The organism is Amycolatopsis sp. NPDC051903, assembly GCF_044452505.1.
Lineage (GTDB): Bacteria > Actinomycetota > Actinomycetes > Mycobacteriales > Pseudonocardiaceae > Amycolatopsis.
Window position 1 is genome coordinate 30,622 of record NZ_JBITBT010000039.1, and the last position, 26,540, is coordinate 57,161.

A 26,540-nucleotide genomic window follows, 5' to 3' on the forward strand; every position below is an offset into this window, starting at 1 on the left:
TCCCCGCTACCGGTGCGGTGGGGCCGGGATGGTGTCGATGCCGGGGGCGGTTTCGGGCCAGACGAGCAGAACCGGGCACGGGGCGTGGTCGACGATGAACCGGCCGGCGGGACCGAGGCTGCGCGGGCCGAGGCGGGTGCGATCACCGTCGCGGGCGAGGACGAGCAGGTCCGCCCCCGCGGCGGCGGCCACGACCTCCCGCTCGACCCGTCCGGTGCGTTCGCTCCGGGTACACGGGCGCCCCAGCCGCGACGCCGCGTCGGCGAGGAGGTGTTCGGCGGAGGCGGCGGCCAGGTGTTCCACCGCCGTGCCGGGGTCGCGTTCGGGCCGGGCGCGGCCGAGCAAGCCGGCGTACGCGCCGTGGGCGGCGCTGGGGGCTTCGGAGCCGGTGACGTGCACCAGCACGACGTCGGTGTCCTCGGGCGCGTGGGCACGGACGGCGTCGATGCAGGCGGGCCAGGTGCCCTCGACGATCCAGACGATGACGGTCACGGTCGGCCTCCGATGAGCGTGAGTGATGCCCACAGCGCCAGTACCGCGAGCACCAGGGCGGCGGGGACGGTGGCCACGCCGAGGCGGGTGAACTCCCCCAAGCCGACGTCGGTGTCGTGTTTGCGCACGATGCGACGCCACAGCAGCGTGGCCAGGGAGCCGGCGTAGGTGAGGTTCGGTCCGATGTTCACCCCGAGCAGGACCGCGAGCACGGCGCCCGATCCGGCCGGGGCGGCCAAGGGCAGCAGGACCAGTACAGCGGGCAGGTTGTTGATCACGTTCGCCAGCAGGGCGGCCACTGCCGCGATGGCGAGCAGCGCGGGCAGCGCGCTGCCGTGGGGGATCAAGTGGCTCAACGTCGAGGCGAGGCCGTTGTCGACGAGGGCGCGGACCACGATGCCCAACGCGAGCACGAACGCGAGGAACGGCACCGCCGCGGCGCGCACGATCGCGACGGGGGTGGTGCGGCGCCGGGCCAGGGCGCGCCCGGCCAGCACCGCCGCGCCGGCGAGCGCCGCCCACGCCGGGTTGACCCCGAGCGCGGAGGTCAGGACGAAACCGGCCAGTGTGCACACCACGGTGACCAGGGCGAACACCGGCACCTCGCGACTCTCGGCCGAGGGCGGGGCCAGGGCGCCGGCAGCCAAGTCGGTGGCGAAGAACCGGCGGAAGACGAGGTACTCGGTGCCGATGGCCACCAGCCAGGGCAGCGCCATCAGCGCGGCGAAGCGGGTGAAGCTCAGCCCGCTCGCCGCGAACGCCAACAGGTTGGTCAGGTTGGACACCGGCAGCAGCAGCGAGGCGGTGTTCGACAGGTGGGTGCAGGCGTAGACGTGCGGCCGGGGCCGGGCGCCGAGCCGGGCAGCGGTGGCGAACACGACCGGAGTCAGCAGCACGACCGTGGCATCCAGGCTCAGCGCCGCGGTGACCACGGCCGCCACCGCGAAGACCTGCGTCAGCAGCCGGCGCGGCCGTCCCGCGGCGGTGCGGGCCAGATACGTCCCACAGGCGTGGAACAACCCCTCGTCGTCGCACAGCTGGGCCAGCACCAGCACGGCGGCCAGAAATCCGATCACCGGCCCCAGCCGTTCGACCTCGGCACGGGCGTGGTCCAGCGAGATCGCTCCGGTGCCGATGACCACGCCGGCGGCCGGGACCGCGACGAGCGCCTCCGGCCAGCCCCACGGGCGGATGACCGCACACGCCAGCACAGCCAGGAGCAGAACGGCGGACAGAGCCTCCGCCAGCGCGGCGGTCACCGAACAGGCCCCCTCCCAGTCTGCGGGGCGAACGGTCAGGTAGACGGGATGATAGGCCGGTATCGCGTCCATCGATCACCTGTGCGTCGATCGGTGTCGCGCTCGTGGCGCATGTCGTCAGGTGAGAACAGCCGGGAGGGGCCCGGGGCTCATGGTGACAGCCGGAGGCGAGACCGGCAAAAAAGATGCCGTCGCACCGTGTGGCGTCCGGTTTAGGGTGTGCTACGTCGTGTCTGACTCGGTCGAGCTTTACCCGAGGTGCGTCCGAACCGCTCCTTCATCGCCGGCGCACGGTCGGCACGGATGCGGCTGGTCCTTCCTGGCCGGCCACGCAGGGCTGATCCATTGTGGAGGTTGACATGCCCCTGTCCGCGCGCAACCAGCTCACCGGCAAGGTCGCCGAGATCGAGACCGGCGCCGTCATGTCGATCGTGAAGATCACTTTGGACGGTGGCCAGGAAGTCACCGCGTCGGTCACCAAGGAAGCCGTCACCGAACTGGGCCTCGCCGTGGGCTCGCCGGTCACGGCCATCATCAAATCCACCGAGGTGTTGCTCAGTACGGACTGATCCCGTACGTCTTCCTCGTTCTCGGGGTGTCCACAAAGGAACGCAGCCGTGCCGCGCGACCTCAGCGCAAGGGTCTCCACCTGTGCGCGGCCGGAGCATCGCACGGCGCCGCCGCGTGGGCCGATTGTCCATCGTGCCGGCCAAGCACAGTCAGTGGATCGGCTCGACGGCGGTGTCGTGGTCCGGGGAGCGCAACAGCCGTTCCGACTTGGCCACCACCACCGCGGCCAGCGCGTTGCCGGTCACGTTCAGCGCGGTGCGGGCCATGTCGATCACGAAGTCGACCGCCAGGAGCACCGCGACGCCCTGCGCGGGCAGGCCGATGGCCGCGGAGGCCGAGAACAGCACGACGATGGACGCCGACGGCACGCCCGCGATCCCCTTCGTCAGCAGCATCAGCACCAGCATCGTGGTCACCAGCCGGCCCGGGGTCAGTTCGACGCCGTAGGCGTGCGCGAGGAAGACCACGGCCAGGCCTTCGTACAGCGTGGCGCCGTCGGCGTTGAACGAATAGCCGAGGGGCAGCGTGAACGAGGACACGGTGCGGTCGACGCCGAAGCCGTCCAGCCGTTTGATCAACGGAGCCAGCACCACCTCGGAACTGCGGCTGACGAACGACAGGAAGATCAGGTCGGCGATCGCCCGCAGCATGCGGAAGTAGGGCACGTGGCAGATCACCCCGACGAGCGGGAAGATCACGAGGAACACCAGCGCCACGGCCACGTAGCTCACGACCACGAACAGCGCCAGCTTCACCACCAGGTTCCAGCCGTAGTGCGCGGTGTTGTAGGCGACGAACGCGAGCACCGCGAGCGGGGTCAGCCGCACCACCCAGGTGATCACCTGGAACATGGCGTCCGCGAGCCCGTCCAGCACGGCGGCCACCGGTTTGGCCTTGTCCCCGATCTTGGTCAAGGCGAGGCCGAGGAACACGGCGAAGAACAGGATCGGCAACAGCTCCCCCTTCGCCAGCGCGGCGAAGAAGTTGTCCGGGATGATGCCGACGAAAAGGTCCTTCAAGTCGACCGACTTCTGGATGCTGCTCGTCCCGGCCGGGGTGACGGCATCGAGGTCGGTGCCCTTGCCGACACCGCTGAGGAACGCGGCGAGCAGCGTCAGCGCCAGGATCACGGTGGTCACGACCTCGAAGTAGAGGATCGTCTTGCCGGCCATCCGGCCCACCGCCTTCGCCGATTGCAGCCGCGCGATGGAGACCACGATCAACGGGAAGATCAGCGGGACGATGCTCATCTCGATCAACCGGATGAACGCGTCGCCGACGACCTTGAGCTGCTCACCGACCGCGGGAGCGGCGAACCCGAGCACCGCGCCGATCACCAGTGCCGCCAGCACCTGCACGCCCAGTGGCGGCATCTTCCTTGATGTCCACATGGCCCCGCAGTCTGACCCGCCGCGCCACGCGGGGCGGCACGTCATGCGGGATGCGCATGCCCCGTGCGGGATCGACATGCCAGACCGCCTTGACCGGCGAAGCCCGGCCGACCTGGCGATGGCGATACTCCGGCCGGGTTCGGCCTGGAACCACCGGCGCTGACGCACGTCGACGTGCGTACACCGTCTCCCGCCACTGCCGGCCGTTCCTGTGTTCACCAGGTCACTGACAGGCGAACCGGAGTCAGATCCGGGAGCTCGCCGGCTCAGGCGAAGCGCTGCGGCCGAAACCGTGCGCTCAGCGCTTGTCGAGGAGTTTTCACGCGGCCGGACGACCCAGCGGGAGATCCTGCGTCTTGCCTGGTCAATCCGGGTTCCGTGCACCCGCTCCTCACCGGAGGGGGTGGAGCTTCTGCCGTTTTCACGGCCGGGTAGGGATTTCCGCGCCAGGGCGCGAGCTTGGGGAGGTTGTTTCGGCTTCGGTCGGGTTCGGTGTGCGCGCGGCGGACAGGTCACCCGGATCAGGCGAGGCAGCCCGGCCGCCGCCGCCCTGACGATGGGGTGACAGGAGCCCAGGCCACGTCGCCCGCGGCGGGAGAGGAGCGCTCGTGAGCGCACCCACACGGCGAACAGCGCGCACCGGGGCCGCGGCGGTCGTGGCCGCGGTCGCCGCGATCGCGGTCGCGTGCGGGGGCGGCCAAAGTGGACAGACGCCCACCCCTGCCCCCGCACCCACCGCCTCACCCACCACCGGCCCGACCGGCGCCGACTGCGCCGCGGTCAGCACGGCGGCCCGCAACCTCACCAGTCAGGTGCAGGCGCTCGTCGCCGGCCAGACGAGCCGCGAGCAGGTCGCCGCCGCCGGCCGCGACCTGGCCTCCGCCCTCGACTCGGCCCGCAACACCCTCGGCCCGAACGCGCGCGCCGACCTCGACGCGGCCGGCACGGCGGTCGGTCAGCTCCAGACCGCGCTCACGACCCAGCCGCTCGACACCGCCGCGGTCCGCTCCGCAGCCGGCCAGGTCGCCTCGTCGATCCGCGCGGCGCTCAACGTCTGCGGCGGCTCCACCAGCACCACGTCGACGACCCCCTGACCTCGCGAGCCGCGGCGCCGGTACTCACCGTGGTCGCGCCGCATTCGACGGAACACAGCGAAAGGACCGCCCTTCGCCGCAGCCACGGCGGACGGGCCAAAGCCGCGGCGAACACCGCGGGCCGAGCCACATCAGCCGCCTCATCGGCAGCTGACGGGACACAGCGCCGGCGCCTTCACCGCGCGCTGGACAGCAGATTCAGGGTCACGGTGGACACCACAGGCCCAGTCTCATCAGCCGCGCCGTCGACTGCCAATGAGACGGGGCGCAAGGACCGCCGGCCCGGCAACTTCGCCGCGATTACGCCGGCCGAACCACACCAGCCGCCTCATCGGCAGCTGACGGGACACAGCACAAGGACCGCCGCCTTCACCACGCGCGCGACAGCAGAGTCAGAGTCACCGCGGACACCACAGGCCCAGTCTCATCAGCCGCGCCGTCGACGGCTAACGAGACGGGGCGCAAGGACCGCCGGCCCAGACACCTTCGCCGCGATTACGCCGGCCGAACCACACCAGCCGCCTCATCGGCAGCTGACGGGACACAGCACAAGGACCGCCGCCTTCACCACGCGCGCGACAGCGCAGTCAGAGTCACGGCGAACACCGTGGGCCTTGTGGTGTTTTCCGCGCCGTCGAGGGCTGATGAGACCCGGCGCAAGGACCGCCGGCCCAGCACCCTCGCCGCGATTACGGCGGCCGAACCACACCAGCCGCCTCATCGGCGGCTGACGGACCACGGCACAAGCGCCGACGCCTTCCCCTCGCGCGAGACAACGGAGTCAGAGTCACGGCGAACACCGTGGGCCTTGTTGCATCAGCCGCGCCGTCGACGGCCAGCGAGACACGGCGCAACGACCGCCGGCCCAGCCAGCGTCGCCGGGCTCACAGCGGCTTGGCCAAAGCGCGGTGGACACCGCGGTCCGAGCGACATCGGCCGCCTCGCCGGCGGTAGAGCCTAAGTCCGCAAGGCACCGTGAACGCGATGCGCGACCGCGTAAGCGCCGTGCGCCGGAAGGACAAGCGCGCGAGCACCAGCACGCCGCTGCGCGGGCAAGGCGGCGCGAGCCCGAGCCTCAGCCGTTCACTCGGTCTCACTCGCCTCCGCATCGGCTGCCGGGAGGCGGGCGACGAGGCGGGCGCCGGTGGCGGAGTCTTCGGCGGTGAGGGTGCCGCCGTGGCGGTGGGCGATGTCGCGGGCCAGCGTGAGGCCCAGGCCGGACCCGCCGGAGTCGCGGGTGCGCGCGTCGTCCAGGCGGGCGAAGCGGTCGAAGACCCGCTCGCGGTCGGCGGGTGGGATGCCGGGGCCGTCGTCGAGGACTTCGAGGACGATGTCGGGGCCGGTGCGGCCGACGGTGACCGTGACGGACGACGCGGCGTGGCGGGCAGCGTTGTCGAGGAGGTTGCGCAGCAGGCGTTCGAGCTGGACGGGTTCGCCCGGCACCACAGCCGGGCCGTCCACGAAGGACCGGAACGCCGGCCCGGCCGACAAGGCGCGTTCGGCGACCTGCTCGCGCACCACGTCGGCGAGGTCGACCGGGTCCGACGCGGGTGCGCTGCCCTGGTCCACCGCCAGCTGCAGCAGGTCGGCGGTGATGCGCTGGAGGCGCCGGACGTCGTCGAGGGAGCGTTCGGCGACGGCGGGCCAGTCGGCGCGGCCGGGGTGGGCCAGTGCGACCTCCAGGCCGGTGCGGAGGCTGGCCAGCGGGCTGCGCAGTTCGTGGCTCGCGTCGGCCACGAAGCGTTCCTGCTGCTCGTGGTTGCGTTGCAGGCGGTCGAGCGTGTCGTTGGTCGTGTGCGCCAGCCGCGCGATCTCGTCCTTCGAGCGCGGCACGGGCACACGGCGGTCGAGCCGGCTGCCGCTCACTTCCGCGAGCTTCGAGCGGATCGCCTCCACCGGCCGCAGCGCGCGCCCGGCCGCGAACCACGCGACGAGCCCCGTCAGCAGCACCGCAACGGGCACGAACACCCGCAGCGTGTCGTCGAACAGCCCCAGCGTGCCGAGCGTGTTCCAGGGCAGCACGTACAGGTAGAGCGTCAACCGGTACCGCGGGCCCGCGGCTCCGGTCAGTTCCGCGTCCACAGTGGACCCCGACCGCCCCAGCGGTTCCACCAACGCGGCCGGTACGTCCGAGACCACCGTCCCGACGACGGTGTATGTGCGGTATTCACGCCACTGCGGGTGTTCTCCCGGACGCAGCGTCGCGCTGGTGGTCGTCTCCCAGCCGGGAGCCGCACCGCGCGGGGCGGGCGGCAGCGGCCGCCACGCGGGGTCGAGGCGGCTCAGGTTCGCACTGTGGACGACGGCCCGCCCTGAGTCCGCGACGACTTCGAACATCGCGTCCCCGTTGAGCCCGGCCGACGGGAGCGCGCCCAGCCGATACGCCTCGGCCAGCCGGTCGAGCTCCGCGCGCGTCGCGTTCACCGCGTTGCGCGAGAGCTGCGTCGACACGAACTGCCGGATCCCCCACCAGCCCAGCCCGAACACCACCACGGCCAGCAGCACGGCCGCGAGCGCCGTGCTCCGCCGCACGGATTCGGGCCACGCCCTACTCATCGGACCCGTCGCCCACCAGCCGGTAGCCGGCCCCGCGCACGGTCGCGATCGTGCGCCGCCCGAACGGCGCGTCCAGCTTGCGCCGCAGCGCGCTCACGTAGACCTCCACGATGTTGGGGTCGCCCCGGTACGCGAGATCCCACACCTGTTCCAGGATCTCGTGCTTCGCGACCACGTGGCCGTCGTGGCGCAGCAGGCACTCCAGGACGGCGAACTCCTTCGTCGTCAGCGCCACCGGGGTGCCGCCGCGCCGGCACGTGCGCTTCGCGGGGTCGAGCACGAGGTCGCCGAAGGTCAGCGTCGCCACCGCGGCCGCCCGGCCGCGGCGCACGAGCGCGCGCAGGCGGGCGGTGAGCACGACGTAGGAGAACGGTTTGCTCAGGAAGTCGTCGGCTCCCGTGTCGAGCGCCTCCGCTTCGTCGTACTCGCCGTTCTTGGCCGTCAGCATGAGGATCGGCGTCGTGACGCCCCGTTCGCGCAGCGCGGCGCAGACGCGGTAGCCGTTCAGCTTCGGCAGCATGATGTCCAGCACGATGACCTGGTACGGGTGCAGCTGCGCGAGCTCCAGCCCCGTCTCGCCGTCGTGGGCGAGGTCCACGGCGTAACCGTCGGCTTCGAGCCCCCACTGCAGCGTCTCGGCGAGCCGCCGCTCGTCCTCGACCACGAGCACCCTCATGAACCCGATCTTCCCAGACGCCGCCGAGCGCACCTGAAGGGTTCTTCAGGTCGGTTCAGGAACCGTTCAGGCCGAGCCCGCGATGATCGCCACACACCACAGGCGAAGTTCGGGGAGAACTCATGCAACCAAGCACAATGGACGGTCCCGTCGCGGCGGGCGTCCGCGGCGTCCTCAAGGTCCACGGCCGCGGGGACACGGCGGTGCGGGCACTGGACCACGTGTCCGTCGACTTCCCGGTGCGGCGGTTCACGTCCGTGCTGGGCCCTTCGGGGTCCGGCAAGTCGACGCTGATGCACTGCCTCGCCGGGCTGGACACGGTCGACTCCGGCAGCGTCCGGATCGGCGGGACCGAGCTCACCGGCCTGTCCGACGCCGCGCTGACGCGGCTGCGGCGCGACCGGATCGGCTTCGTGTTCCAGGCGTTCAACCTGCTGCCGACGATGACCGCCGAGGAGAACATCCTGCTCGGCCTGCGCCTGGCCGGCCGCAAGCCCGACCCGTCGTGGTTGCGCGTGGTCGTCGACGCGCTGGGACTGCGCCAGCGCCTGCGCCACCACCCCGCGGAGCTGTCCGGTGGCCAGCAGCAGCGCGTGGCGTGCGCCCGCGCGCTGGTGGGCCGGCCGGAGGTGGTGTTCGCGGACGAGCCCACCGGCAACCTCGACTCGCGCTCGGGCGCGGAGGTGCTCGGCTTCCTGCGCGCGTCGGTGCGTGAACTCGGCCAGACGGTGGTGATGGTGACGCACGACCCGGTCGCCGCGTCCTACACCGACCACGGCGTGCTGCTGGCCGACGGCCGCGTCGCCGCGCACGTGCCCCGCCCGACGGCCGACTCCGTGCTGGCCGCGCTGAGCGGGCTGGTGGCGTGATGCTGCGCGTCGTCGCCGCGGGGGTCCGGGCCCGGCCCCTGCGCCTGCTGCTCTCGGCCGTCGCGATCGCCCTCGGGGTGGCCTTCGTGTCCGGCTCGCTCATCCTGTCCGCGGCCGTCGGCGCCGGGCTGCGCGCCGCCGTCAATTACCAGACCCGCGGGGTCGACGCGGTCGTCGATCAGACCCGCGGCGGCGGCAGTGGTCTGGACGACGCCCTGCTCGCGAAGGTGCGCGGGGTGCCCGGCGTGGCCGCGGCGGAGGGCCGCACCACCGTCAGCGCTCCCCTGCGCGACGCCACCGGCCACGCGCGGGACGCGGGTGCCATCGCGCTGCCCGCCGACGCCGCGCTGCGGCCGTTCGACCTCGTCGGCGGCCGGTTCCCGCAGCAGCCCGGTGAGCTCGCGATGGCGGAGACCACCGCCGCGGACTTCACGCTCGGGCAGCGCGTGACGCTGTTCGACCAGCAGGGTGGAGCGCACCCGTTCACCCTCGTCGGCACCTTCAGCCGGCCGGCCGACGCGGGGATCGGCGCCGAGGACCTGGTGCTCACACCCGAGGGGCTGCGGCAGGTGGCACCCGAGGCGGCCTACGACGAGATCGTGGTCCGGGCGGCGCAGGGGGTCGCGCCGGCCACGCTCGTCGCCGGTCTGGACCAGGCCGTCGGGGGGAAGGGCGTCCGCGTGGTGACGGGTGCGGACGCCGCTTCGGAGCTGCTCTCGAACGCGGCGCCGGACTCGGCCGGGCTGACGAAGTTCTTCACCGCGTTCGCCGTGCTCGCGATGGTCGTGGCGGCGATGGTCATCGCCAACTCGTTCACGATCCTCGTGGCGCAGCGCGCGAAGGAGCTCGCGCTGCTGCGGTGCGTGGGCGCCGGGAAGCGGCAGGTGTTCGGCGCGGTGCTGGTGGAAGCCGGTGCGGTGGGGCTCGTCGCGTCGGTCGCCGGGTTGTTCGGCGGGCTCGGGGTCGCCGCGGCACTGCAGGCGATCACCGGGAAGCCGGGTGCGCCGGTGTACGTGCCGCTGTCGGCCCGGACCGCCGTGCTGGCGGTGGTGATCGGGGTCGTGGTGACGGTGCTGGCGGCGGTGCCACCGGCACGCACCGCGACGCGCGTCGCCCCGGTGGAGGCGATGCGGACGCCGGTCGAAGGCCGCCGGGCGCGCGCGGGCCGGCCCCGCACGATCGCCGCGGTCGTGCTGCTGGTCGCCGGGATCGCCGCGGCGATCGGGGCGCTGATCGCCGAGGTCGAGGACGGTGCCGTGCTGGCCGTCGTCGCGATGGTCGCGCTCCTGGGCGCGCTCCTCGCCGTCGGGCCGCTGCTGGCCGGCCCGGTCGTGCGGGTGCTCGGCTCCGTGACCGGGCCGGTGCTGGGTGAGCCCGCGAAACTCGCCGCGCTCAACGCGGACCGCAACCCGCGGCGCACGGCGGCGACCGCGGCCGCCCTCACGATCGGGCTGGCCGTGGTGGCGCTCGTGACGACCGTGACCGCCGGAGTCGAAGCGGGCCAGGGCCGGGGCGTCGAGCAGCAGCTGGCGGCGGAGTTCACCGTGACGTCCGTGGTGAACGGGCAGCAGCTGCCGTCGACGCTGCCCGCGACGCTCGCCGCGGTACCGGGGGTCGCGGCGGCCGCGCCGGTCACCGAGTTCACCGGCGACCTCGGCAAACTCGGCGCGTACGGCATGACCGCCGTGCGCGGCGACGCGGTGGGCACGCTGCTGAAGCCGGTCGTCCTGGCCGGGCGGCTCGACCGGCTGGGCCCCGGCGAACTCGCCGTGAGCCGGCAGCTGGCCGAGGAGACCGGGTTGTCCGTCGGTCAGCCGGTGCGCACGTCGTCCGGGTCGCTGCGGGTCGTCGCGGTGTACGACAGCGTCGACGCGCCCGGCGCCAGTCTCGGGCTCGGGCTCGTCGACCTCGGGGAGCTGCCCCACGTCGCGCTCGCGGACAGCGAGCACGACGGCAGCGTGCTCGTGAAGGTCGCGGCCGGCGCCGACACCGACCGCGTCCGAGCGGGGCTGGACCACGCGCTCGCGGCCGCTCCCCTGGCGCAGGTGAACACGATCGCCGACCTCGAGGACCAGCTGTCGGCGCCGCTGCGCAGCACGCTCGACCTGCTGTGGGCGCTCACGGCGCTCGCCGTGCTGATCGCGTTCGCCGGCATCGCCAACACGCTCTCGCTGTCGGTGCTCGAACGCACGCGCGAGTCGGCGCTCCTGCGCGCACTCGGCCTCACCCGCGGCGGGCTGCGCGCGACGCTCACCGCGGAGTCGGTGTTCGTCGCCGTGTTCGGCGCGGCGTGCGGGCTGCTGCTCGGCGTCGGCTCGGCGTGGCTGATCACGCGCGTCGCGTCGACCGCCGCCGAACCGGTCCTGTTCACGCTGCCGTCGGCCCGGCTCGGGGTGCTGCTCGCGGCCGCCGTGCTGGCCGCCCCGCTCGCGGCCGCCCTGCCCGCGCGGCGCGCGGCCCGGGGCTCGCTCACCGCGGGCATGGCCGCGGCGTGAGGCGCGCCGTCCACTGAGGACGCCCGTTCGTACCCGGAAACCAGGGCACTATCGGGAACCCCGGGCAAACGGGGAACCGGTTCCCCACCCAGGGGGCCGGTTCCCCCGCACCCCGGAATCGTCCCGCCGCGTCCGAAATCGCGCGACCGTCCAGAGTGGTCGGACCACGCGAGCGTGCCGATCAAGCCACAGATCGGGACACCGGCCGGGAGCTGCGACGGCGGTGAAAAAACGCGCGTGCCAGCCGAAACCCGTGGGAGACAAGGAAACCCGGTCACCCGAACGGACGCGTCCCGGAAGTATTCGCAAAATTACTCCGTTGGCGGGACTGCCGCCCGGCCACATGGTGGGACTACGGTTCCCCTCGGCAGCACCGGCGCCGGCAACGGGGCCACCGCCCGGAGTGCCGGACCCACATCGTTTCCTGGAGGGAAGGACACCTCATGCCCAAGCTGACCGTCGGTGAAGAGAACGGAGCACCGGTCGAGCTGTTCTACGAAGACCGCGGCGCCGGGCGCCCGGTCGTGCTGATCCACGGCTGGCCGCTGTCGGGCCGCTCCTGGGAGGCCCAGGTGCCGGCGCTCGTCGAAGACGGCTACCGCGTGATCACCTACGACCGCCGCGGCTTCGGGCAGTCGTCGCAGCCGTGGGAGGGCTACGACTACGACACCTTCGCCGACGACCTCGACAAGCTGCTCACCGCGCTCGACCTGACCGAGGTCACGCTCGTCGGGTTCTCGATGGGCGGCGGCGAGGTCGCCCGCTACGTCGGCCGCTACGGCACCAGCCGGATCGCCAAGGCCGTGTTCGCCGCGGCCGTCCCGCCGTTCCTGCACAAGGAAGACGGCAACCCGGAGGGCGGCTTCGACGACGCGCTGCTCACGTCGTTCCACGACGGCATCCGCGCCGACCGCCCGGCGTTCGTCGAAGGGTTCGTCACGAACTTCTTCGCGGTGAAGGGCCGCACCGACCTGGTCAGCCCGTCGGTGCACGCGTACAACACCGCGATCGCCGCGTTCGCGTCGCCGAAGGGCACGCTCGACTGCACCACCGCGTTCACGAACACGGACTTCCGTGAGGACCTCAAGGCGTTCACCATCCCGACGCTGGTGATCCACGGTGACTCCGACGCGATCGTGCCGTTCGAGATCAGCGGCAAGCGCACCGCCGAGACGGTGAAGGACGCCCGCCTGGTGCTCGTCGCCGACGCCCCGCACGGCCTCAACGTCACCCACGCGGCGACGTTCAACGCCGAGCTGCTGACGTTCCTGCGCGAGTGAGCCACCCGGCCCGGTGGGGTGGCGCGCGGCCATCCCACCGGAGCCCGGTCACCCCACCGGGTGTCCCGCCTCGGCGAGCAGGCGCTCGGACAGCGTCCAGAGCCGGTCGGCCTTCTCCGGGTCGAGCGCGTAGTCCGCGACCCCGCGCCGCACGCCCGCGGTGTAGGGCTCCGCTTCCTGACCGTCTTCGAAGTACTTGCCGGTGACGCCCTCCACGAGCGGCGACGCGGCCAGCAGCACCGACGTCGCGGCGCCCTGCGGGATGTCCTTCTCCGACACGCCGGTCGAGCCGGCGGGGTCGAACGCCGTGGGCGGGTTTTCCCTGTGGCGCCCGAGGTTCGTCGACCAGATGCGGCCGGGGTTGAGCGCGTTGACCGCGATCCCGTCCGCCGCCCACCGCCGCGCGGCGGCGACGGCGAAGAGCACGTTGGCCGTCTTCGACTGGCTGTAGGCCACCCACGGGTCGTAGGGCGTGCGCGTGAAGGACACGTCGTCGAAGAGCACTTCGCCGTTCACGTGCCCGACCGAGCTGACCACCACCACGCGGGCGCCGCCCGCCGCCGCGAGCGCACCGTGCAGGCCGGTCGCGAGCTGGAAGTGGCCGAGGTGGTTGGTGGCGAACTGCAGTTCCCAGCCCTGCGCCGTCCGGCGCTCGGGCGTCGCCATCACGCCGGCGTTCGCCACCAGGACGTGCAACGGTCCGCGCCACTGCTCGACGAACGCGGCGACCGAATCCGGATCGGCCAGGTCGAGCGCGGCGACGTGGACCGCCGCGTTGCCCGTGCCGGTCGTGATCTCCCGGGCCACCCGGTCGCCGGCCGCGGTGTCGCGCACGGCGAGCGTCACCTCGGCGCCGGCCGACGCCAGTGCCCGGGCGGTCTCCGCCCCGATCCCCGACGCGGCGCCGGTCACGATCGCGCGCCGGCCGGTCAGGTCGACCCCCGCGATCACCTCGGCGGCGGTGGCCGTCGCCCCGAACGGTGTCGTGCTGCGCTGGGTCATGGTGCTGTCCTCTCTCCGCTCCGCTAGCCTGTTATGCGGAGCCGGTTCCACTTACGACCGTAACCGGAGCTGGTTCCACTTAGCAAGGGAGAGTGGTGTGGCGGACACGGGACGATCGTTGCGCGCCGACGCACGGGAGAACCAGGACCGCATCCTCGAAGCCGCGGCGCGCGCGTTTTCCCAGCAGGGCGCCGACACCTCGCTCAAGGCCATCGCGAAGGAAGCCGGCGTCGGCATCGCCACGCTGTACCGGCGGTTCCCGGCCCGCGAGGACCTGGTCGAGGCGACCTACCGCAGCGAGACCGAGCGCCTGGCCGGCTCGGCCGCCGGCCTCCTCGCCGAACTGCCACCCGACGCGGCCCTGCGGGCGTGGATGGACCAGTTCGTCGGCTACATGCTCACGAAGAACGGCATGGCCGAAGCACTGCCGGGCATCCTCGCCGCACGCGAAGGCCTGCGCACGCACAGCCGCGACCTCCTGCGCGCGGCGATCGAGCGCATGCTGACCGCCGCGGCCGACGCCGGGACGCTGCGCGCCGACGTCCCGGCGGACGACGTGATGATGGCGATCGGCGGCGTCACGCTCATCGCCGGCCACGAGGACCAGCGGGCACTCGCCTCACGGCTGCTCGACCTGGTCGTGGCCGGACTGCGGCCGCGGTGAACCCCACCCGCGCGGTCAGCCGACGCTGACCCCGACCAGCTCGGCCGAGCGGTCCCACAAGCGGCGCGCGAGGTCGTCGTCCTTCGCCTGCGGGTTCAGCCGGCGCGCGACGCGGCCGCGTTCGTAGTACGCGCCGGATTCCCAGTCCGTGCCCGGCACCGCGGTCGCGAGCCACACCAGCTGCCGCGCACCCTTCTCCGGGCTGAGCATGACCAGCCGGCCGATCGGGTTGGTGTAGACGAGGCGCATGAAGCTCGCGCTGCCGGTGGCGAACCGCGTCGCGACGGTGCCGGGGTGGAACGCGGCCGACGAGAGTCCGCGGGCGTGGAACCGCTTGTGCAGCTCGCGGGTGAACAGGATGTTCTCGAGCTTGGCGGTGCCGTAGGCCTTGTGCGGGGTGTAGGCGGCGTCGTGGTCGAGGTCGTCGAGGCGCAGGTCGCCGAAGAGCCGGGCGCCGGAGCTGGCCGTCTGGATCACCGACGCGCGCGACGCGAGCAGCTTGTCCATCAGCAGCGTGGTGAGCAGGAACGGCGACAGGTGGTTGATCTGCACGGTCTGCTCGAACCCGTCCTCGGTCTTCGCGCGGTCGCCGAACACGCCGCCCGCGTTGTTCACGAGCACGTCGATGCGCGGGTACGCCGCGTCGAGCGCGGCGGCCAGCTCGCGGACCTCGGCGAAGCGGGTGAAGTCGGCGACGTGGTGGTCCACGCCGAGCTCCCCGGCGATGGCCGCGGTCTTGGCGGGCGACCGCCCGACGACCACCACGCGGTGACCGCGCCCGTGCAGTTCGCGGGCCGCGGCGGCGCCGATGCCGTCACTGGCGCCGGTGATCACGATCGTCTTCGGGGACATGGCACTCCTTCACGGGGTCGATGACCGGCACTGTACGCCACGCTTGGCACTCAGTGCCAACTCTGCCCCGCCTGCTAGGGTGGCGCCGGTGAACGAACACCGCCCCGGCCTGCGAGAACGGACCCGCCGGGCAGTCCAGCAGGACATCACCGAGGCCGCGCAGCGGCTGTTCGTCGAGCACGGTTACGAACGCACGACGATGGACGACGTCGCCGAGGCAGCCGGCCTGTCGCGGCGCAGCCTGTTCCGCTACTTCCCCACCAAGGAAGACCTGATCGTCGGCAAGTTCGAGGTGCTGGCCGACACGATGGTCGAGCGGCTGCGGGAGCGCCCGCTCGACGAGCTCGTGTGGGAGTCGCTGCGACGGGCGTTCGACCTGCTCGTCCCCTACGTCGACGCCCCCGGCAAGCACGAGGTCGCCGAACCCATGCAGCGCATCGTGTTCGCGACCCCGGCCCTGCTGGCGAGTTACCTCGAGAAGCTGCAGCGCATGGAATCCGCGGCCGAGGTCGCGCTGCGTGAACGGGCCGGGCTACGGGGAACGCCGTACCAGCCCGCCGACCCGGCCCCGCGCGCGGTGATCGGCGCCGCGTTCGCGTGCCTGCTCGCCGCGCAGCACGCGTGGCTCGCCGGCGGCGCGAAAGCCACGTTCGCGGATTGCCTCGATCACGCGATGTCCGCGGTCGCACCTACGCAGAACCCTTGATCCAGCCCGGTTTCCTGCACGTCGGCGCCGTTTTTCCTTGCCCTGTCGGCATCCTCACTGTGCGTGTGCGTTGAAATCGTTGCGCTGAAAGGTTTGCCGCGATTCGGCCTGACGCACCCAGACCGGCGTAGGGTGCGAAGTGCGCCGCCCCTGCCCCCGGCGGACGCGCCTGACGAGGGGGGGCCATGGACTCCGTCGATCTTACCGGCATCGCCGAGCCGCACGTGAGCACGGTGGTCGCCATCATGGGCTACGCCCGCCAGGGCCGGTTCACCGAAGCGGAGGCGAACCGCATGATCGACCGCCTGCGCGGCCTCTCGCGCCACGACGGTCCACAGCGGACAGCCGAGCCGCCGGAACCCCCGGCCGCGGGGACGATGCCCTCCCCCCGCGAGCCCTCGTAACCGGTTTCCCGCAACCGGTTTCCGCCGCGGCGGGTCAGCACCCGGCGTTGACGATCGAGAAAGTGTAGTGGCCCTCGTAGTCCTCCCGGGCGTCGAGGATCTTCTCGTTGAGCCCCTCCCGGGCTTCGCGCGACAGGAAGAACTGGGTCTCGTCGAACGCGACCACGTCGTCGTCCCCGCGCGGCCACGGCGCGGCTTCGACGTCGACGGCGCACCCTTGCTCGGGCGGACCGGCCAGGCTGAGCCGGAAGCCGCCGCGCGGGCCGACCTGGTAGGTCACGGTGAGCCGGTCGATGGCTTCCGTGGCGGACGGGGACAGGGTGAGCATGGGGATTCCCGCCTTCCTGCGGAGGACCGGCCGGAGCCGGTCACGATGGTGTTCTCCGGTCGAGTTCGACAGTCCACTCGTGCTGCCAGCGCTTGAGCCGGTGCCGGTCCAGGCCGAGGACGAGCCCGCCGTAGAGCAGAGCCAGCGCCGCGCAGGACCCGGCCCACACACCGACCCCGGTCAGCACGCCCTCGACCACAGCCGTGCGCCGCTCGATCGGCGGAGGCACGAGGTTGCCGGCGCGGTCCACCCAGATCGGGACCGTCTGCCCGGCGTGGACCTGCAAGTCGGCGTCGACCTGGCCCACTCGGTAGCCGCCGTCGGGAAGCCGCCAGCGGGCGTCGCGCGGGCTGGGACCGGCCGGGACGCCGTCGGGGCCGATCGCGGCGTCGTCGGGAGACGCGTCGACGAGCAGCGTCGCGGTGATCTGGTGGCGTGCGGCCGCTTCCTCGGCGGCCTGCCGGCTGCGCTGTGCTGCGGTGTCCGAGCCGAGCCCGATGGCGATGGGCACCGCCACGAGGGCCAGCACCACGAAGACGGCGAGGACCACCGCCTGGAACCGGTCCGACGGCCGGGCCAGGCCACCGTGCCGGGCGAACAGGGCGCGGCGCATCCGCCTGAACCACTCCGCCGACGTGCTCATCGGTCTTGCCTCCTGCCGCAACTCGGCCCGCCGCGTCCGGTCCGATGTGGACGGACGAGCGGACGTCGAGGGCCGGGCCGCGCCCGCACGGCGCCGCTCCGGCCACCGGACGGCGCCCCGCACCGTCCACACGAGACGCGTGCGGCCCGGGTGCGGGCGCTCGGCCCGGAAAGTGCCGCCGGACGCGGTGGCCCGCCGCTCGAAGCGCGGGAGCCCGTCCCGGGTCCGGCACGTCGACCACGAGGTGCCCCGCGCACCGCGCTGCCCCCGGCAGCCGGCGAGGCAGCCGCGCGAACGGCCAACGCCTGATCGGCTTCGTCGGTGAAGCACTCGCCCGGGTTCTTGCCCGTCAGGGACACCCGCCCGGCCAAGCCCGCGGTGGCTCCGTGGTGATCCCCCGCCGCGAGCGCCCCGCGCCCCGCGCCGACGAGATTCGCCGTGGTGGCAACGATCCGGCGCAGCGCGAGGGCCGGTTCCAGGCGCGAGGGGGCCCCGGGGACCGTGGCGAGCAGCGCCGCCGTCCGGTCCCGTTCCCCGGCCCGGGCCGTGCCCGCGCTCCGGTCGTCGACGTCCGGCATCCCCCCACTCTGGCACGAGAAACCGGCCCCGGGGTCACCCGTCATCGGCGACCCTTGGACCCGCCACGCGGGACGTTCGGCACTAGCCCGGGCCCGCGGAAGAGCGCACGGTGAACGACGGACGTGCACGAGAGGTGGCGCCGTGAAGGCCGGAGTCAGACCCGTCGGACGGCTCACCGCCCGCCAGGTGCGGGCGGTGCTCGTCGCCGCGACCAGCCCGCCGCCCCTGCACGAGGGCTGCCCGTGGCGGTTCCGCTGCACCCCGGCCTCGATCGAGCTCTACGCCGCGCCTTCGCGCAACGGCCGGCGCGGGCAGTTGCTCGACTGCGGTGCGGCCCTGCTCAACCTCCGGCTCGCGGTGAAAGCCCAGGGCTGCCACCCCGACGTGCGCCTGCTGCCCGCCCGGAGCCGGCCCGATCTGCTGGCGGTGGTGCGCCCGCGCGGGCTCGAGCCGGTGACGCCGATCGACCGGCGGCTCGCCGGAGCCATCCGCATCCGCCGCGGCAACCGCAGCCCGTTCACGACCGCCGTCGTGCCACCGGCGCTGCACCGCGAACTGCGCCGCGCCGCGGAGCTCGAACGCGCGTGGCTCGCCACGATCGGCCCCGAACACCTCCCCCGGCTGCGGGAAATCCTGCGGCGCTCGGATTCCAGCGGCTTCGACCTGGCACCCGAGCGGTTGCTCGTGGCCGTCGGCTCGCTCCACGACACCCCGCTCGCGCAGCTGCACGCGGGCCAGGCCGTGCAACGCGTGCTGCTCACCGCGACGGTCGCGGGTCTGTCGGCGGCCCACTGGACCGACGTGCTGACGCCGGCGAGCCGCCGCGAACTGCGCGGCCTGCTCGGCGGCGGGCTGTGGCCGCAGGTCCTGCTGCGCCTGGGCCACGGCGCCCCCGTGCCGGTGCCCGAGCAGGCCCCGCTGGAAACCGTCGTGACGAGCGAAGTCCGGCCGTGATCAGCCGGGGGTGCGCCGCTTCTCGTCGTGGACGGCGGTGACGAGCACAGCCGCCTGGGTCCGCCGTTCGACGCCGAGCTTCGCCAGCAGCCGCGACACGTAGTTCTTCACCGTTTTCTCCGCCAGGAACATCCGTTCGGCGATCTGCCGGTTGGTGAGGCCTTCGCCGATGAGGTCCAGCAGCACGCGTTCCTGCTCGGTGAGCGCGGCCAGCGGGCCGGGGTGGCGCGTGCCCTCGCGCAGCTTTCCCACCAGCGCGGCCACCGCGCGGTCGTCGAGCAGGTTGCGCCCGGCGGCCACGCGGCGCACGGCGTCGATGAGCCGCAGCCCCTCGATGTCCTTGATGACGTACCCGTCGGCGCCCGCGAGCACGGCGTCGACCATCGACTCCTCGTCGGTGTAGGACGTGAGCATCAAGCACCGCAGGCCCGGCAGCGTGGCCCGCAGGTCTCGGCACAGCCGCACGCCGTCGCCGTCGGGCAGGCGCACGTCGAGCACGGCGACGTCCGGGCGTACGGCGGGAATCCGCGCCAGCGCCTCGGCGGCCGAGGCGGCCTGACCCGCCACGGTGAGGTCTTCCTCGTCCTCCACGAGGTCCGCGACTCCGCGGCGCACCAGCTCGTGGTCGTCGACGAGGAAGACCTTGATCACCCCGGGATCAGGTCCGTCCACCGGCTCAGCCTACGCGTCAGGCAGCCGCTTCCAGGGCGAGCAGAACCCGCTTCGCCTCCTCGCCACCGCGGTAGCGACCGGCGCTGCCGTCGGAGCGCACCACGCGGTGGCACGGCACGACGAGCGGCACCGGGTTGCGCGCGCACGCGGTGCCGACGGCCCGCACGGCCTTGGGACTGCCCGCTGCCGCCGCGACTTGCGCGTAGCTGCGCGTGCCGCCGTACGGGATCTCGGCGAGGTGCTGCAGCACTTCGCGCCGGAAGCCCTTCGCCAGCCGGAAGTCCACGTCGACGTCGAACTCGTGCCGGTGGCCGGTGAAATATTCGTCGAGCTCCCGCGCGACGGGGTCGAGCCGCGCCGGGGCCGCGAGGATCCGCGGGCTGATCTCCCCGGCCAGCGATTCGAGCACCGCGTCGTGGTCCTCCACGGAGAACGCGACGCGCACGAGGCCGGCGCCGGTCGCGGCGAGCAGCAGCGGGCCGACGGGCGAATCGACGGTGCGGTACGCGACGTCGAGCAGTCCTTCACGGTCCGCTGCGGCCGTCAGCCGGGCACGCAGGCGCACCTGCACGGCTTCGTCGGTCGCCGGCAGCGCGGCGAAGAGGTCGGTGGTCATGGCGCTGCTCCTTCCAGCTCGCCGCGGCGGGACGCCGCCCGCAGCGCCTTCACGCCGTCGGCGGCCGCCCGGCGCGCGGCGGCCGCGGTGCCGCCGGTGATGGCGGCGACCTCCTCGTACGGGAACCCGCCGAGGTAGTGGTACGCGACGGCCGCGCGCTGCTTGTCCGGCAACGCGGCGAGCGCGTCCCACAGGTCGCCGTCCCAGTCCTCGGGGCGGCCGGTGCGGCTCGGCTCGTCCGGCGGGTGCTCCACCGGGACCGCGTGCCGGGCGCGGGCCCGCGTGACGTCCACGGCCTTGCGGTGCGCGATCGTCACGAGCCACGCCGCGACGTTCGCGTCGGCGGGCAGGTCCGGATAGGCCTTGAGCGCGGACAGGAACGTCTCGGACCACGCGTCCTCGGCGTCGTGCGGGCCCACCACGGCGCGGCAGACCCGCAGCACCATCGCGCCGTGCTCCTGGACGACCTCGTCGAAGGGCCGCACGCCGCGCGCTTTCAGAACAACCTGCCGTCGTCTTCGGCGGCCGGCTCCTCCAGGCTGAGCAGGAACCGCTTGCGGTCGACGCCACCCGCGTACCCGGTGAGCCCGCCGCTGGCGCCGACCACTCGGTGGCACGGCACGACGATGCTGATCGGGTTCCAGCCGTTCGCGTTGCCCACGGCCTGCGCGGCCCCCGGGTCACCGAGTTCGGCGGCGAGCTCACCGTACGTGCGCTTCTCGCCGTACGGGATCTTCGTGAGCAGGCCCCACACCTTGCGTTCGAAGTCCGAGCCGCGCGGTGCCAGCTCGAGGTCGAAATCCCGTCGCTCGCCCGCGAAGTACTCGGTCAGCTGGCTGATCGCCGCGGCGAAGACCGGATCGCTCCCGGCCACGCGCGGCCCCAGGCTCATCAGGCGCGGTTCGCGCTTGTGGCCCTCGAAGTACAGCCCCACCAGGGCCGTGCCGTCCGCGACCAGCGTCAGTTCGCCGACCGGCGAAGCCGCGACAGCGTGCCGAACGCCCATGTCCCCGTTCCCTTCTCCTCGCGTCACACCCCGTAGACGCGTGGGCGCGCCGAAGTGTGAGGTCCGCCCGGACCACGACGGCAGCACCACGGGCCACGATAGCGACGGCGCGGACTAGCCTCGGTCCGCACGTCGGCTCACGGCAGCGGGAGGAACGCATGGGCACGGACCGGAACCTGCTGTCGGCCGGGCAGCTCGCGGCGGCGTTGCGGGCGGGTGAGGTGACGGCCGTCGAGCTGGCCGAATCGGCGATCGAGCGCATCGCGAAGCACGACGGCGAGGTCAACGCGATCTGCGTGCCCGACTTCGACCGCGCCCTCGCCGCCGCACGGGCCGCCGACGCCGCGCGCGCCCGGGGCGAGGACGGGCCGCTGCTCGGCGTGCCGATGACGGTCAAGGAATCGTTCAACGTCGCCGGCCTGCCGACCACGTGGGGTTTCCCGCAGTTCGCGAGCTTCACCCCGGCCGAGGACGCGCTGGCGGTCGCTCGGCTGAAGGCGGCGGGGGCGGTGGTGCTCGGCAAGACCAACGTGCCGCTGGCCCTGGGTGATCTGCAGAGCTACAACGACACCTACGGCACCACGGCCAACCCGTGGGACCTCGGCCGCTCGCCCGGCGGTTCGTCAGGCGGGTCGGCGGCCGCACTCGCCGCCGGGTTCGGGGCGCTGTCGATCGGTTCGGACATCGGCGGATCGCTGCGGACGCCCGCGCACTTCTGCGGCGTCCACGCGCACAAACCGACGTTCCGGCTGGTGCCCACGCGCGGCCACACGCCACCGCCCGCTCCCCCGCTGACGGCCGAGGTGGACCTGGGCGTGATCGGGCCGATGGCGCGCAGCGCGGCCGACCTCGGTGTGCTGCTCGACGTGCTGGCCGAACCCGATCCGCTCACGCTCGGCGCCGCGTACGAGCTGCGGCTGCCACCCGCGCGCCACGACCGGCTCGGCGACTTCCGCGTGCTCGTGCTCGCGGACCACCCGGACATCGCGACGTCGGCGAGCGTGCGCGCCGGCCTCGCCCGCGTCGCCGGCGCCCTCACGGCCGCCGGCGCGCGTGTCGACCACAGCAGCCCCGTCCTGCCGGATCTCGGCGAGGCGGCGCGGCTCTACCTGCGGCTGCTGTTCTCCGTCTTCGGCGCGAGCTACCCCGCCGAGATCTACGAACGGTTCGGAGCTCTGGCCGCGGGCCTCGACCCCGCCGACGACAGCCTCGTCGCCGCTCGGGTGCGTGGCGCCCGGCTGAGCCACCGCGACTGGTTCGCCGCCGACCTCGCCCGCGAAGGGCACCGCCACGCCTGGCGCGCGGTGTTCGCCGAGTACGACGCCGTCGTCTGCCCGGTCTCGCCCACGCCGGCGTTCCCGCACGACCAGTCGCCGCACCAGGACCGGCGCACCATCACGATCGACGGCACCGAGCACCCCTACGGCGACCAGCTCGTGTGGGCCGGCCTCGCCACCCTGCCCGGCCTGCCCGCCACGGTCATCCCGACCGGGCCCGACGCCGCCGGCCTGCCCGTCGGCGTCCAGCTCATCGGCCCGATGTACGGCGACCGCACGACGCTGCGGCTGGCCGAACTGCTGGAAGCCGAGATCGGCGGTTTCACCGCTCCGGACCTCGACCGCCGCTGACCGGCAGCGGGGTCAGCCGGGCGGGGCCATGGCGTCGAAGCCGAGCGCGCCGAGCAACGCGAGCTTCGCCGCGGACTCCGTGCCGGGGCGGGCGGTGCAGACCACGATGCGCAGGTCGCCGTGGCGGCTGGCGAGCACGTCGCGGTCGAGGTCGAGGCGGCCGACGTCCGGGTGCTCGACGGTCAGCCCCGCGGGCTGCTGCCCGTCGGCGGGCTGCGAATCCCACAACGCGCGGAAGCCGGTGCTGACCGAGGCGAGCCGGCCCAGCAGCGCGGTCAGGTCGGGTTCGCGCGGGTAGCGCTCCTGCGCCAGCCGCAGATCGGCGACGAGGGCGTGTTCGAACTCGGCGCGTTCGGCCGGGGTCAGGCGCGTGCGGGTCGGGCGGGCGGCGAAGTGCCGCCACACCGCGTTGCGGTCGTCGTCGCGGGCCGCGGGCTCGCCCATGAGCGCGGCCCACGGCCGGTTCCACGCGATGAGCGTCCACATCGCGTCGTGCACCGCGATCGGGTGGTCGTCGAGCCGTTCGAGCAGGCGCCGCGTGCTCTCCGGCACCAGGCGCGGCACCCGGCCGCCACCGAGCTCGTGACCGGCGAGCCGGAACAACCGTTCCTGCTCCGCGTCCGACAACCGCAGCGCCCGCGCGAGTGCCACGCACACCTGGACCGCCGGCGCGGCCGCCCGGCCCTGCTCCAGTCGCACGACGTGGTCGGCCGCGAGCCCGGCGAGCGCCGCCAGCTCCTCGCGCCGCAGGCCCCGCGCCCGCCGCTGCCCGTGCACCGGCAAGCCGGCCCGGCCGGGTACCAGCCGTTCCCGCCATCCCCGCAACGTCTTCGCGAGCTCGTCCGGGTGGTTCACGGCACCCAGTCTCGCAAACCACCGGCCGCGCGGTACCGCCTCTTTTCTCAAACTCGGGTCATCCCAACGGCGGGCTCCGGGTGCGCACCCGGAGCCCGCACGTGGCTCAGTGGTTCAGTGACGCCGCGGTTCAGTGCCGCAGCCCCGCCTGCTTGAGCAGTGGCATGACCTCGTCGCCGAAGTACTTGAGCTCCTCGTTGTAGTCCACGAGCCCGAAGATCATGCCCTCCATGCCCGCGTCGTTGAGCCGGCCGAGTTCCTCGGTGACCTGCTCGGGCGTGCCGACGATCGGGTAACCGCCCCAGCCGGCGATGAAGCGCTCCTGCATCTTCTTGACCGCGTGGTCGAACGACTGGCTCGCGCCGGAGCCGGCGATCTTGATGACGTTGCCCGCGGCGCCCCAGTCGCCCTCGTCGACGACCTGCTGGAACGCGCGCTTGGCCTCGGCTTCGGTGTCGCGGCACACGACGAGGCCGTACGTCATCACCTTGATGTCGCGCCGGTAGTCGTCGCGGGCCTTCGCCTTGACCTTGTCCGTGTAGGCCTTGATGTTCTCGAGCGTGTCGAGCGAGGCGAAGTTGATGTCCACGTTGCGCGCGGAGAACTCGATGCCCGCGGGCGAGTTGCCCGCGTTCAGCAGCGCCGGTCGCGGCGCCTGGTGCGGTTTGGGGTAGGCCTCGACGTCGTGGCCCTGGAAGTACTTCGTCGCGACGTCGAACGAGCCGGGCTCGGTCCACAGCCGGATCGCGTAGTCGAGCCACTCCTGGCCGAACGCGTAGCGCTCGTCGTGCTCGCGCTGCTCGCCGCCGAACATCTCCATCTCCGGCGGCACCCAGCCCATCACGAGGTTGAGCGCGAACCGGCCGCCGGAGATGTGGTCGATCGTGGTGGCGGCCTTCGCCGCGACGATCGGGTGCACCGTCGGCAGGTGCGACGTCGACGCGATGGCGATCCGCTCCGTCGCCTCGGCGAGCCCGGCGGCCCACGCGTAGGTCTCGAAGCAGTTGCCGTTGAAGTTGGTCGAACCGCCGAAGCCCTTCCAGCGCGCGACGGGCACCAGCACGTCGAAGCCGAGGGCGTCGGCGCGCTGCGCGATCTCGCGCGTGTGCTCCCAGGTGATCTTGTACGAGCTGGGGGCGTGGCTCATGATCAGCCCGTAGGAGCAGTTGGTGCCGAACAGGCCGAGCTTCATCTTCTGGTCGCCGAACAGCGGGTTGGTCAGCGCGCGGTCGGCCAGCGGCCGCGTCTCGTCGGCCGGACGCGGGTCGGTCGGGGCGAGGCCGAGGCGTTCGTTCGCGGTCATCGTCACGGGGTTGTCTCCTTCACGGGAAATTCGGGGGTGCTCAGCCGAGCTGGAACGGGTCTCGCGTGCCGCCGGTGAGCTCGACGAACACGGATTTGTTCTCCGTGTACTCGTGCACCGCGTCGATGCCGTTCTCGCGGCCGATGCCGCTGGCGCCGAAGCCGCCGAAGGGCATGTTCGGCGCGATCACGCGGTAGGCGTTGATCCACACGGTGCCCGCGCGCAGCTTCGCGGCGACGCGGTGGGCGCGGTGCACGTCCTTCGTCCAGACCGCGCCGGCCAGCCCGTACGGGGTGTCGTTGGCGAGCTTCACGGCTTCGTCCTCGTCGCGGAACGCGTAGACGGCCAGCACGGGGCCGAACACCTCTTCGCGGACGATCGTGTGCTCGGCGGTCACACCGGTGACCACGGTCGGTTTCACGAACAGGCCGCCGCGGTCGGCGTCGGGTTCGCCGCCGCACGCGAACGTCGCGCCTTCCGCGGCCGCGCCGCGCAGGTAACCGAGCACCTTCTCGTACTGCGGCCGGTTGGCGACCGGGCCCATCTCGGTGGCGCTCGCCGTCGGGTCACCGAGCTCGATCGCGTTCGCGCGCGCGACGATCTTTTCGACCAGGGCGTCGTGGACGTCGGCGTGCACGATCAGGCGCGAGCCGGCCATGCACGTCTGCCCGGTCGCCGCGAACACGCCCGCGACGAGACCGTTGGCGGCGGCGTCGAGGTCGGCGTCGGGGAAGACGACCTGCGGCGACTTCCCGCCGAGCTCGAGCGTCACGCGGTTGAAGTTCGCGACGGCGGCCTGCGCCACCTTCGCGCCGGTGGCCGAAGAACCGGTGAACGCGACCTTGTCCAGGCCCGGGTGCTTGGCGAGCGCTTCGCCGGTGCTGCGGTCCCAGCCGGTGACGACGTTGAGCACACCGGCCGGCAACCCGGCTTCGTGCAGCACCTGCGCGAACGCCACGGTGGAGGCCGGCGCGTGTTCCGACGGCTTGACGACCATCGTGCAGCCGGCGGCGAGCGCCGGTGCGAGCTTGAACGTGAGCAGCAGCAGCGGCGAGTTCCACGGCGTGATGGCGCCGACGACGCCCACCGGCTCGCGGCGCGTGTACCCGAAGTAGTTCGGGTTGACGGGCGGGACAGTGCGGCCCTCGAGCTTGTCGGCCAACCCCGAGAAGTAGTAGTACCACTGCGGCAGGCTGTTCAGCTGGCCGAGCATTTCGCGCAGCAGCTTGCCCGAGTCGTTGACCTCGAGGCGCGCCAGCCGCTCGGCGTTGGCGGCGATCGCGTCACCGCAGCGGCGCATGATCGCGGCGCGCTGGAAACCGGTCAGGCCGCCCCATTCGCCGTCGAACGCGGCTCGGGCGGACGCGACCGCCACGTCGACGTCCTCCGCCGATCCGTCGGCCAGGCGGGCCCACGGCTGCCCGGTGTAGGGGTTCTGCGACTCGAAGGTCCGCCCTGAGCGAGCGTCGACGGACTCGCCGTGGATGAACAGCTTCAGGTCCTCGAGCTGAGGCGCTGAGGTGGTCGTCATCGACCTCTCCTTCGTCGGTGCGGGATGTCGGCAGACGCTAGGGACGGGACCCGGGCCGCCGATATCCGTGCGCGGCAGCGCGGGAGCCGCTCAGCGCGAGCCGCGCGCCGCCGCA

At 72.9% G+C, this 26,540-nt stretch carries 26 protein-coding genes; 10 read left to right on the forward strand and 16 right to left on the reverse strand.

Annotation, left to right across the window (positions count from 1 at the left end):
• Nucleotides 1-6: 6 nt before the first annotated feature.
• Both ACIA77_RS42945 and ACIA77_RS42950 read right to left on the reverse strand, forming a co-directional pair.
• Nucleotides 7-492, reverse strand: a complete 486-nt coding sequence (locus ACIA77_RS42945) for a universal stress protein (protein WP_395891918.1) — start codon at nucleotides 490-492, stop codon at nucleotides 7-9.
• Nucleotides 489-1,751, reverse strand: coding sequence for an SLC13 family permease (locus ACIA77_RS42950; protein WP_395891919.1), 1,263 nt, complete (start codon nucleotides 1,749-1,751; stop codon nucleotides 489-491). The genes ACIA77_RS42945 and ACIA77_RS42950 overlap by 4 nt, the downstream gene beginning before the upstream one ends.
• 359 nt (nucleotides 1,752-2,110) lie before the next feature.
• Here ACIA77_RS42950 and ACIA77_RS42955 point away from each other — a divergent pair, with 359 nt between their 5' ends.
• The gene (locus ACIA77_RS42955; RefSeq protein WP_395891920.1) at nucleotides 2,111-2,320 is read left to right on the forward strand and encodes a molybdopterin-binding protein; all 210 of its coding nucleotides are present in this window, start codon (nucleotides 2,111-2,113) and stop codon (nucleotides 2,318-2,320) included.
• A gap of 150 nt (nucleotides 2,321-2,470) precedes the next feature.
• Here ACIA77_RS42955 and ACIA77_RS42960 read toward each other — a convergent pair whose 3' ends face one another.
• On the reverse strand, nucleotides 2,471-3,712 hold the full coding sequence (locus ACIA77_RS42960) for a dicarboxylate/amino acid:cation symporter (protein ID WP_395891921.1): 1,242 nt from the start codon (nucleotides 3,710-3,712) through the stop codon (nucleotides 2,471-2,473).
• A gap of 608 nt (nucleotides 3,713-4,320) precedes the next feature.
• Here ACIA77_RS42960 and ACIA77_RS42965 point away from each other — a divergent pair.
• The gene (locus ACIA77_RS42965; protein WP_395891922.1) at nucleotides 4,321-4,806 is read left to right on the forward strand and encodes a hypothetical protein; all 486 of its coding nucleotides are present in this window, start codon (nucleotides 4,321-4,323) and stop codon (nucleotides 4,804-4,806) included.
• 1,083 nt (nucleotides 4,807-5,889) lie between these two features.
• Here ACIA77_RS42965 and ACIA77_RS42970 read toward each other — a convergent pair.
• Together ACIA77_RS42970 and ACIA77_RS42975 are read right to left on the reverse strand one after the other, a co-directional pair.
• On the reverse strand, nucleotides 5,890-7,362 hold the full coding sequence (locus ACIA77_RS42970) for a sensor histidine kinase (protein WP_395891923.1): 1,473 nt from the start codon (nucleotides 7,360-7,362) through the stop codon (nucleotides 5,890-5,892).
• The gene (locus ACIA77_RS42975) at nucleotides 7,355-8,038 is read right to left on the reverse strand and encodes a response regulator transcription factor (RefSeq protein ID WP_395891924.1); all 684 of its coding nucleotides are present in this window, start codon (nucleotides 8,036-8,038) and stop codon (nucleotides 7,355-7,357) included. The genes ACIA77_RS42970 and ACIA77_RS42975 overlap by 8 nt, the downstream gene beginning before the upstream one ends.
• A 137-nt stretch (nucleotides 8,039-8,175) precedes the next feature.
• Between ACIA77_RS42975 and ACIA77_RS42980 the strand changes: the two genes are divergently transcribed.
• From ACIA77_RS42980 to ACIA77_RS42990, 3 genes are all read left to right on the forward strand, one after another.
• On the forward strand, nucleotides 8,176-8,907 hold the full coding sequence (locus tag ACIA77_RS42980; RefSeq protein WP_395891974.1) for an ABC transporter ATP-binding protein: 732 nt from the start codon (nucleotides 8,176-8,178) through the stop codon (nucleotides 8,905-8,907).
• Nucleotides 8,907-11,402: an FtsX-like permease family protein gene (locus ACIA77_RS42985; RefSeq protein WP_395891925.1), complete on the forward strand. Its 2,496-nt coding sequence runs from the start codon at nucleotides 8,907-8,909 to the stop codon at nucleotides 11,400-11,402. The genes ACIA77_RS42980 and ACIA77_RS42985 overlap by 1 nt, the downstream gene beginning before the upstream one ends.
• Nucleotides 11,403-11,845: 443 nt before the next feature.
• Complete coding sequence (locus ACIA77_RS42990; RefSeq protein ID WP_395891926.1) at nucleotides 11,846-12,682, forward strand: alpha/beta fold hydrolase; 837 nt, start codon at nucleotides 11,846-11,848, stop codon at nucleotides 12,680-12,682.
• 48 nt (nucleotides 12,683-12,730) lie between these two features.
• Here the strand turns inward: ACIA77_RS42990 and ACIA77_RS42995 are convergent, their stop codons facing one another.
• Nucleotides 12,731-13,684 carry an SDR family NAD(P)-dependent oxidoreductase gene (locus ACIA77_RS42995; RefSeq protein ID WP_395891927.1) on the reverse strand — a complete coding sequence of 318 codons (954 nt, stop codon included), beginning with the start codon at nucleotides 13,682-13,684 and terminating at the stop codon, nucleotides 12,731-12,733.
• Nucleotides 13,685-13,781: 97 nt separating this feature from the next.
• Here ACIA77_RS42995 and ACIA77_RS43000 point away from each other — a divergent pair, with 97 nt between their 5' ends.
• The gene (locus ACIA77_RS43000; RefSeq protein ID WP_395891928.1) at nucleotides 13,782-14,348 is read left to right on the forward strand and encodes a TetR/AcrR family transcriptional regulator; all 567 of its coding nucleotides are present in this window, start codon (nucleotides 13,782-13,784) and stop codon (nucleotides 14,346-14,348) included.
• 15 nt (nucleotides 14,349-14,363) lie between these two features.
• Here the strand turns inward: ACIA77_RS43000 and ACIA77_RS43005 are convergent, their stop codons facing one another.
• The gene (locus ACIA77_RS43005; protein WP_395891929.1) at nucleotides 14,364-15,200 is read right to left on the reverse strand and encodes an SDR family NAD(P)-dependent oxidoreductase; all 837 of its coding nucleotides are present in this window, start codon (nucleotides 15,198-15,200) and stop codon (nucleotides 14,364-14,366) included.
• An 88-nt stretch (nucleotides 15,201-15,288) separates the two neighbouring features.
• On the opposite strand from ACIA77_RS43005, the gene ACIA77_RS43010 reads away from it, so the two are divergent.
• Together ACIA77_RS43010 and ACIA77_RS43015 are read left to right on the forward strand one after the other, a co-directional pair.
• A complete protein-coding gene (locus ACIA77_RS43010) occupies nucleotides 15,289-15,906 on the forward strand; it encodes a TetR/AcrR family transcriptional regulator (protein ID WP_395891930.1) in 618 nt (205 codons plus the stop codon).
• 185 nt (nucleotides 15,907-16,091) lie between these two features.
• Nucleotides 16,092-16,310 (forward strand): hypothetical protein, encoded by a 219-nt coding sequence (locus ACIA77_RS43015; RefSeq protein ID WP_395891931.1) that lies wholly within the window; start codon nucleotides 16,092-16,094, stop codon nucleotides 16,308-16,310.
• Nucleotides 16,311-16,344: 34 nt separating this feature from the next.
• Here ACIA77_RS43015 and ACIA77_RS43020 read toward each other — a convergent pair whose 3' ends face one another.
• Nucleotides 16,345-16,638 carry a hypothetical protein gene (locus ACIA77_RS43020; RefSeq protein WP_395891932.1) on the reverse strand — a complete coding sequence of 98 codons (294 nt, stop codon included), beginning with the start codon at nucleotides 16,636-16,638 and terminating at the stop codon, nucleotides 16,345-16,347.
• Nucleotides 16,639-16,678: 40 nt separating this feature from the next.
• Nucleotides 16,679-17,281 (reverse strand): hypothetical protein, encoded by a 603-nt coding sequence (locus ACIA77_RS43025; protein WP_395891933.1) that lies wholly within the window; start codon nucleotides 17,279-17,281, stop codon nucleotides 16,679-16,681.
• Between the two features lie 720 nt (nucleotides 17,282-18,001).
• Between ACIA77_RS43025 and ACIA77_RS43030 the strand changes: the two genes are divergently transcribed.
• Nucleotides 18,002-18,814 carry a hypothetical protein gene (locus ACIA77_RS43030; protein WP_395891934.1) on the forward strand — a complete coding sequence of 271 codons (813 nt, stop codon included), beginning with the start codon at nucleotides 18,002-18,004 and terminating at the stop codon, nucleotides 18,812-18,814.
• Here the strand turns inward: ACIA77_RS43030 and ACIA77_RS43035 are convergent, their stop codons facing one another.
• The 4 genes from ACIA77_RS43035 to ACIA77_RS43050 are packed head-to-tail and all read right to left on the reverse strand — an operon-like array spanning nucleotide 18,815 to nucleotide 21,108.
• Nucleotides 18,815-19,465 carry a response regulator gene (locus ACIA77_RS43035; RefSeq protein WP_395891975.1) on the reverse strand — a complete coding sequence of 217 codons (651 nt, stop codon included), beginning with the start codon at nucleotides 19,463-19,465 and terminating at the stop codon, nucleotides 18,815-18,817.
• Nucleotides 19,466-19,502: 37 nt separating this feature from the next.
• Nucleotides 19,503-20,102 (reverse strand): methylated-DNA--[protein]-cysteine S-methyltransferase, encoded by a 600-nt coding sequence (locus tag ACIA77_RS43040; protein ID WP_395891935.1) that lies wholly within the window; start codon nucleotides 20,100-20,102, stop codon nucleotides 19,503-19,505.
• Complete coding sequence (locus tag ACIA77_RS43045) at nucleotides 20,099-20,587, reverse strand: RNA polymerase sigma factor (protein WP_395891936.1); 489 nt, start codon at nucleotides 20,585-20,587, stop codon at nucleotides 20,099-20,101. The genes ACIA77_RS43040 and ACIA77_RS43045 overlap by 4 nt, the downstream gene beginning before the upstream one ends.
• A gap of 11 nt (nucleotides 20,588-20,598) precedes the next feature.
• The gene (locus ACIA77_RS43050; RefSeq protein ID WP_395891937.1) at nucleotides 20,599-21,108 is read right to left on the reverse strand and encodes a methylated-DNA--[protein]-cysteine S-methyltransferase; all 510 of its coding nucleotides are present in this window, start codon (nucleotides 21,106-21,108) and stop codon (nucleotides 20,599-20,601) included.
• Nucleotides 21,109-21,266: 158 nt separating this feature from the next.
• Between ACIA77_RS43050 and ACIA77_RS43055 the strand changes: the two genes are divergently transcribed.
• A complete protein-coding gene (locus tag ACIA77_RS43055) occupies nucleotides 21,267-22,736 on the forward strand; it encodes an amidase (RefSeq protein WP_395891938.1) in 1,470 nt (489 codons plus the stop codon).
• 12 nt (nucleotides 22,737-22,748) lie between these two features.
• Here ACIA77_RS43055 and ACIA77_RS43060 read toward each other — a convergent pair whose 3' ends face one another.
• The 3 genes from ACIA77_RS43060 to ACIA77_RS43070 all read right to left on the reverse strand — a co-directional run bounded on the left by ACIA77_RS43060 (nucleotide 22,749) and on the right by ACIA77_RS43070 (nucleotide 26,425).
• On the reverse strand, nucleotides 22,749-23,591 hold the full coding sequence (locus tag ACIA77_RS43060; RefSeq protein WP_395891939.1) for a helix-turn-helix domain-containing protein: 843 nt from the start codon (nucleotides 23,589-23,591) through the stop codon (nucleotides 22,749-22,751).
• 130 nt (nucleotides 23,592-23,721) lie between these two features.
• Nucleotides 23,722-24,894 (reverse strand): LLM class flavin-dependent oxidoreductase, encoded by a 1,173-nt coding sequence (locus ACIA77_RS43065; RefSeq protein WP_395891976.1) that lies wholly within the window; start codon nucleotides 24,892-24,894, stop codon nucleotides 23,722-23,724.
• A gap of 40 nt (nucleotides 24,895-24,934) precedes the next feature.
• Nucleotides 24,935-26,425 carry an aldehyde dehydrogenase gene (locus ACIA77_RS43070; protein ID WP_395891940.1) on the reverse strand — a complete coding sequence of 497 codons (1,491 nt, stop codon included), beginning with the start codon at nucleotides 26,423-26,425 and terminating at the stop codon, nucleotides 24,935-24,937.
• Between the last annotated feature and the right edge of the window lie 115 nt (nucleotides 26,426-26,540).

Bases quoted from the DNA above. Each gene is read 5' to 3' on its own strand.
- ACIA77_RS42990 (WP_395891926.1), top strand. From the start codon at position 11,846: ATGCCCAAGCTGACCGTCGGTGAAGAGAACGGAGCACCGGTCGAGCTG.
- ACIA77_RS43070 (WP_395891940.1), bottom strand. From the start codon at position 26,425: ATGACGACCACCTCAGCGCCTCAGCTCGAGGACCTGAAGCTGTTCATC.
- ACIA77_RS42955 (WP_395891920.1), top strand. From the start codon at position 2,111: ATGCCCCTGTCCGCGCGCAACCAGCTCACCGGCAAGGTCGCCGAGATC.
- ACIA77_RS43025 (WP_395891933.1), bottom strand. From the start codon at position 17,281: ATGAGCACGTCGGCGGAGTGGTTCAGGCGGATGCGCCGCGCCCTGTTC.
- ACIA77_RS42970 (WP_395891923.1), bottom strand. From the start codon at position 7,362: ATGAGTAGGGCGTGGCCCGAATCCGTGCGGCGGAGCACGGCGCTCGCG.
- ACIA77_RS42980 (WP_395891974.1), top strand. From the start codon at position 8,176: ATGGACGGTCCCGTCGCGGCGGGCGTCCGCGGCGTCCTCAAGGTCCAC.
- ACIA77_RS43065 (WP_395891976.1), bottom strand. From the start codon at position 24,894: ATGACCGCGAACGAACGCCTCGGCCTCGCCCCGACCGACCCGCGTCCG.
- ACIA77_RS43050 (WP_395891937.1), bottom strand. From the start codon at position 21,108: ATGGGCGTTCGGCACGCTGTCGCGGCTTCGCCGGTCGGCGAACTGACG.
- ACIA77_RS43055 (WP_395891938.1), top strand. From the start codon at position 21,267: ATGGGCACGGACCGGAACCTGCTGTCGGCCGGGCAGCTCGCGGCGGCG.
- ACIA77_RS42985 (WP_395891925.1), top strand. From the start codon at position 8,907: ATGCTGCGCGTCGTCGCCGCGGGGGTCCGGGCCCGGCCCCTGCGCCTG.
- ACIA77_RS42975 (WP_395891924.1), bottom strand. From the start codon at position 8,038: ATGAGGGTGCTCGTGGTCGAGGACGAGCGGCGGCTCGCCGAGACGCTG.
- ACIA77_RS43040 (WP_395891935.1), bottom strand. From the start codon at position 20,102: ATGACCACCGACCTCTTCGCCGCGCTGCCGGCGACCGACGAAGCCGTG.
- ACIA77_RS43005 (WP_395891929.1), bottom strand. From the start codon at position 15,200: ATGTCCCCGAAGACGATCGTGATCACCGGCGCCAGTGACGGCATCGGC.
- ACIA77_RS43015 (WP_395891931.1), top strand. From the start codon at position 16,092: ATGGACTCCGTCGATCTTACCGGCATCGCCGAGCCGCACGTGAGCACG.
- ACIA77_RS42995 (WP_395891927.1), bottom strand. From the start codon at position 13,684: ATGACCCAGCGCAGCACGACACCGTTCGGGGCGACGGCCACCGCCGCC.
- ACIA77_RS42960 (WP_395891921.1), bottom strand. From the start codon at position 3,712: ATGTGGACATCAAGGAAGATGCCGCCACTGGGCGTGCAGGTGCTGGCG.
- ACIA77_RS43020 (WP_395891932.1), bottom strand. From the start codon at position 16,638: ATGCTCACCCTGTCCCCGTCCGCCACGGAAGCCATCGACCGGCTCACC.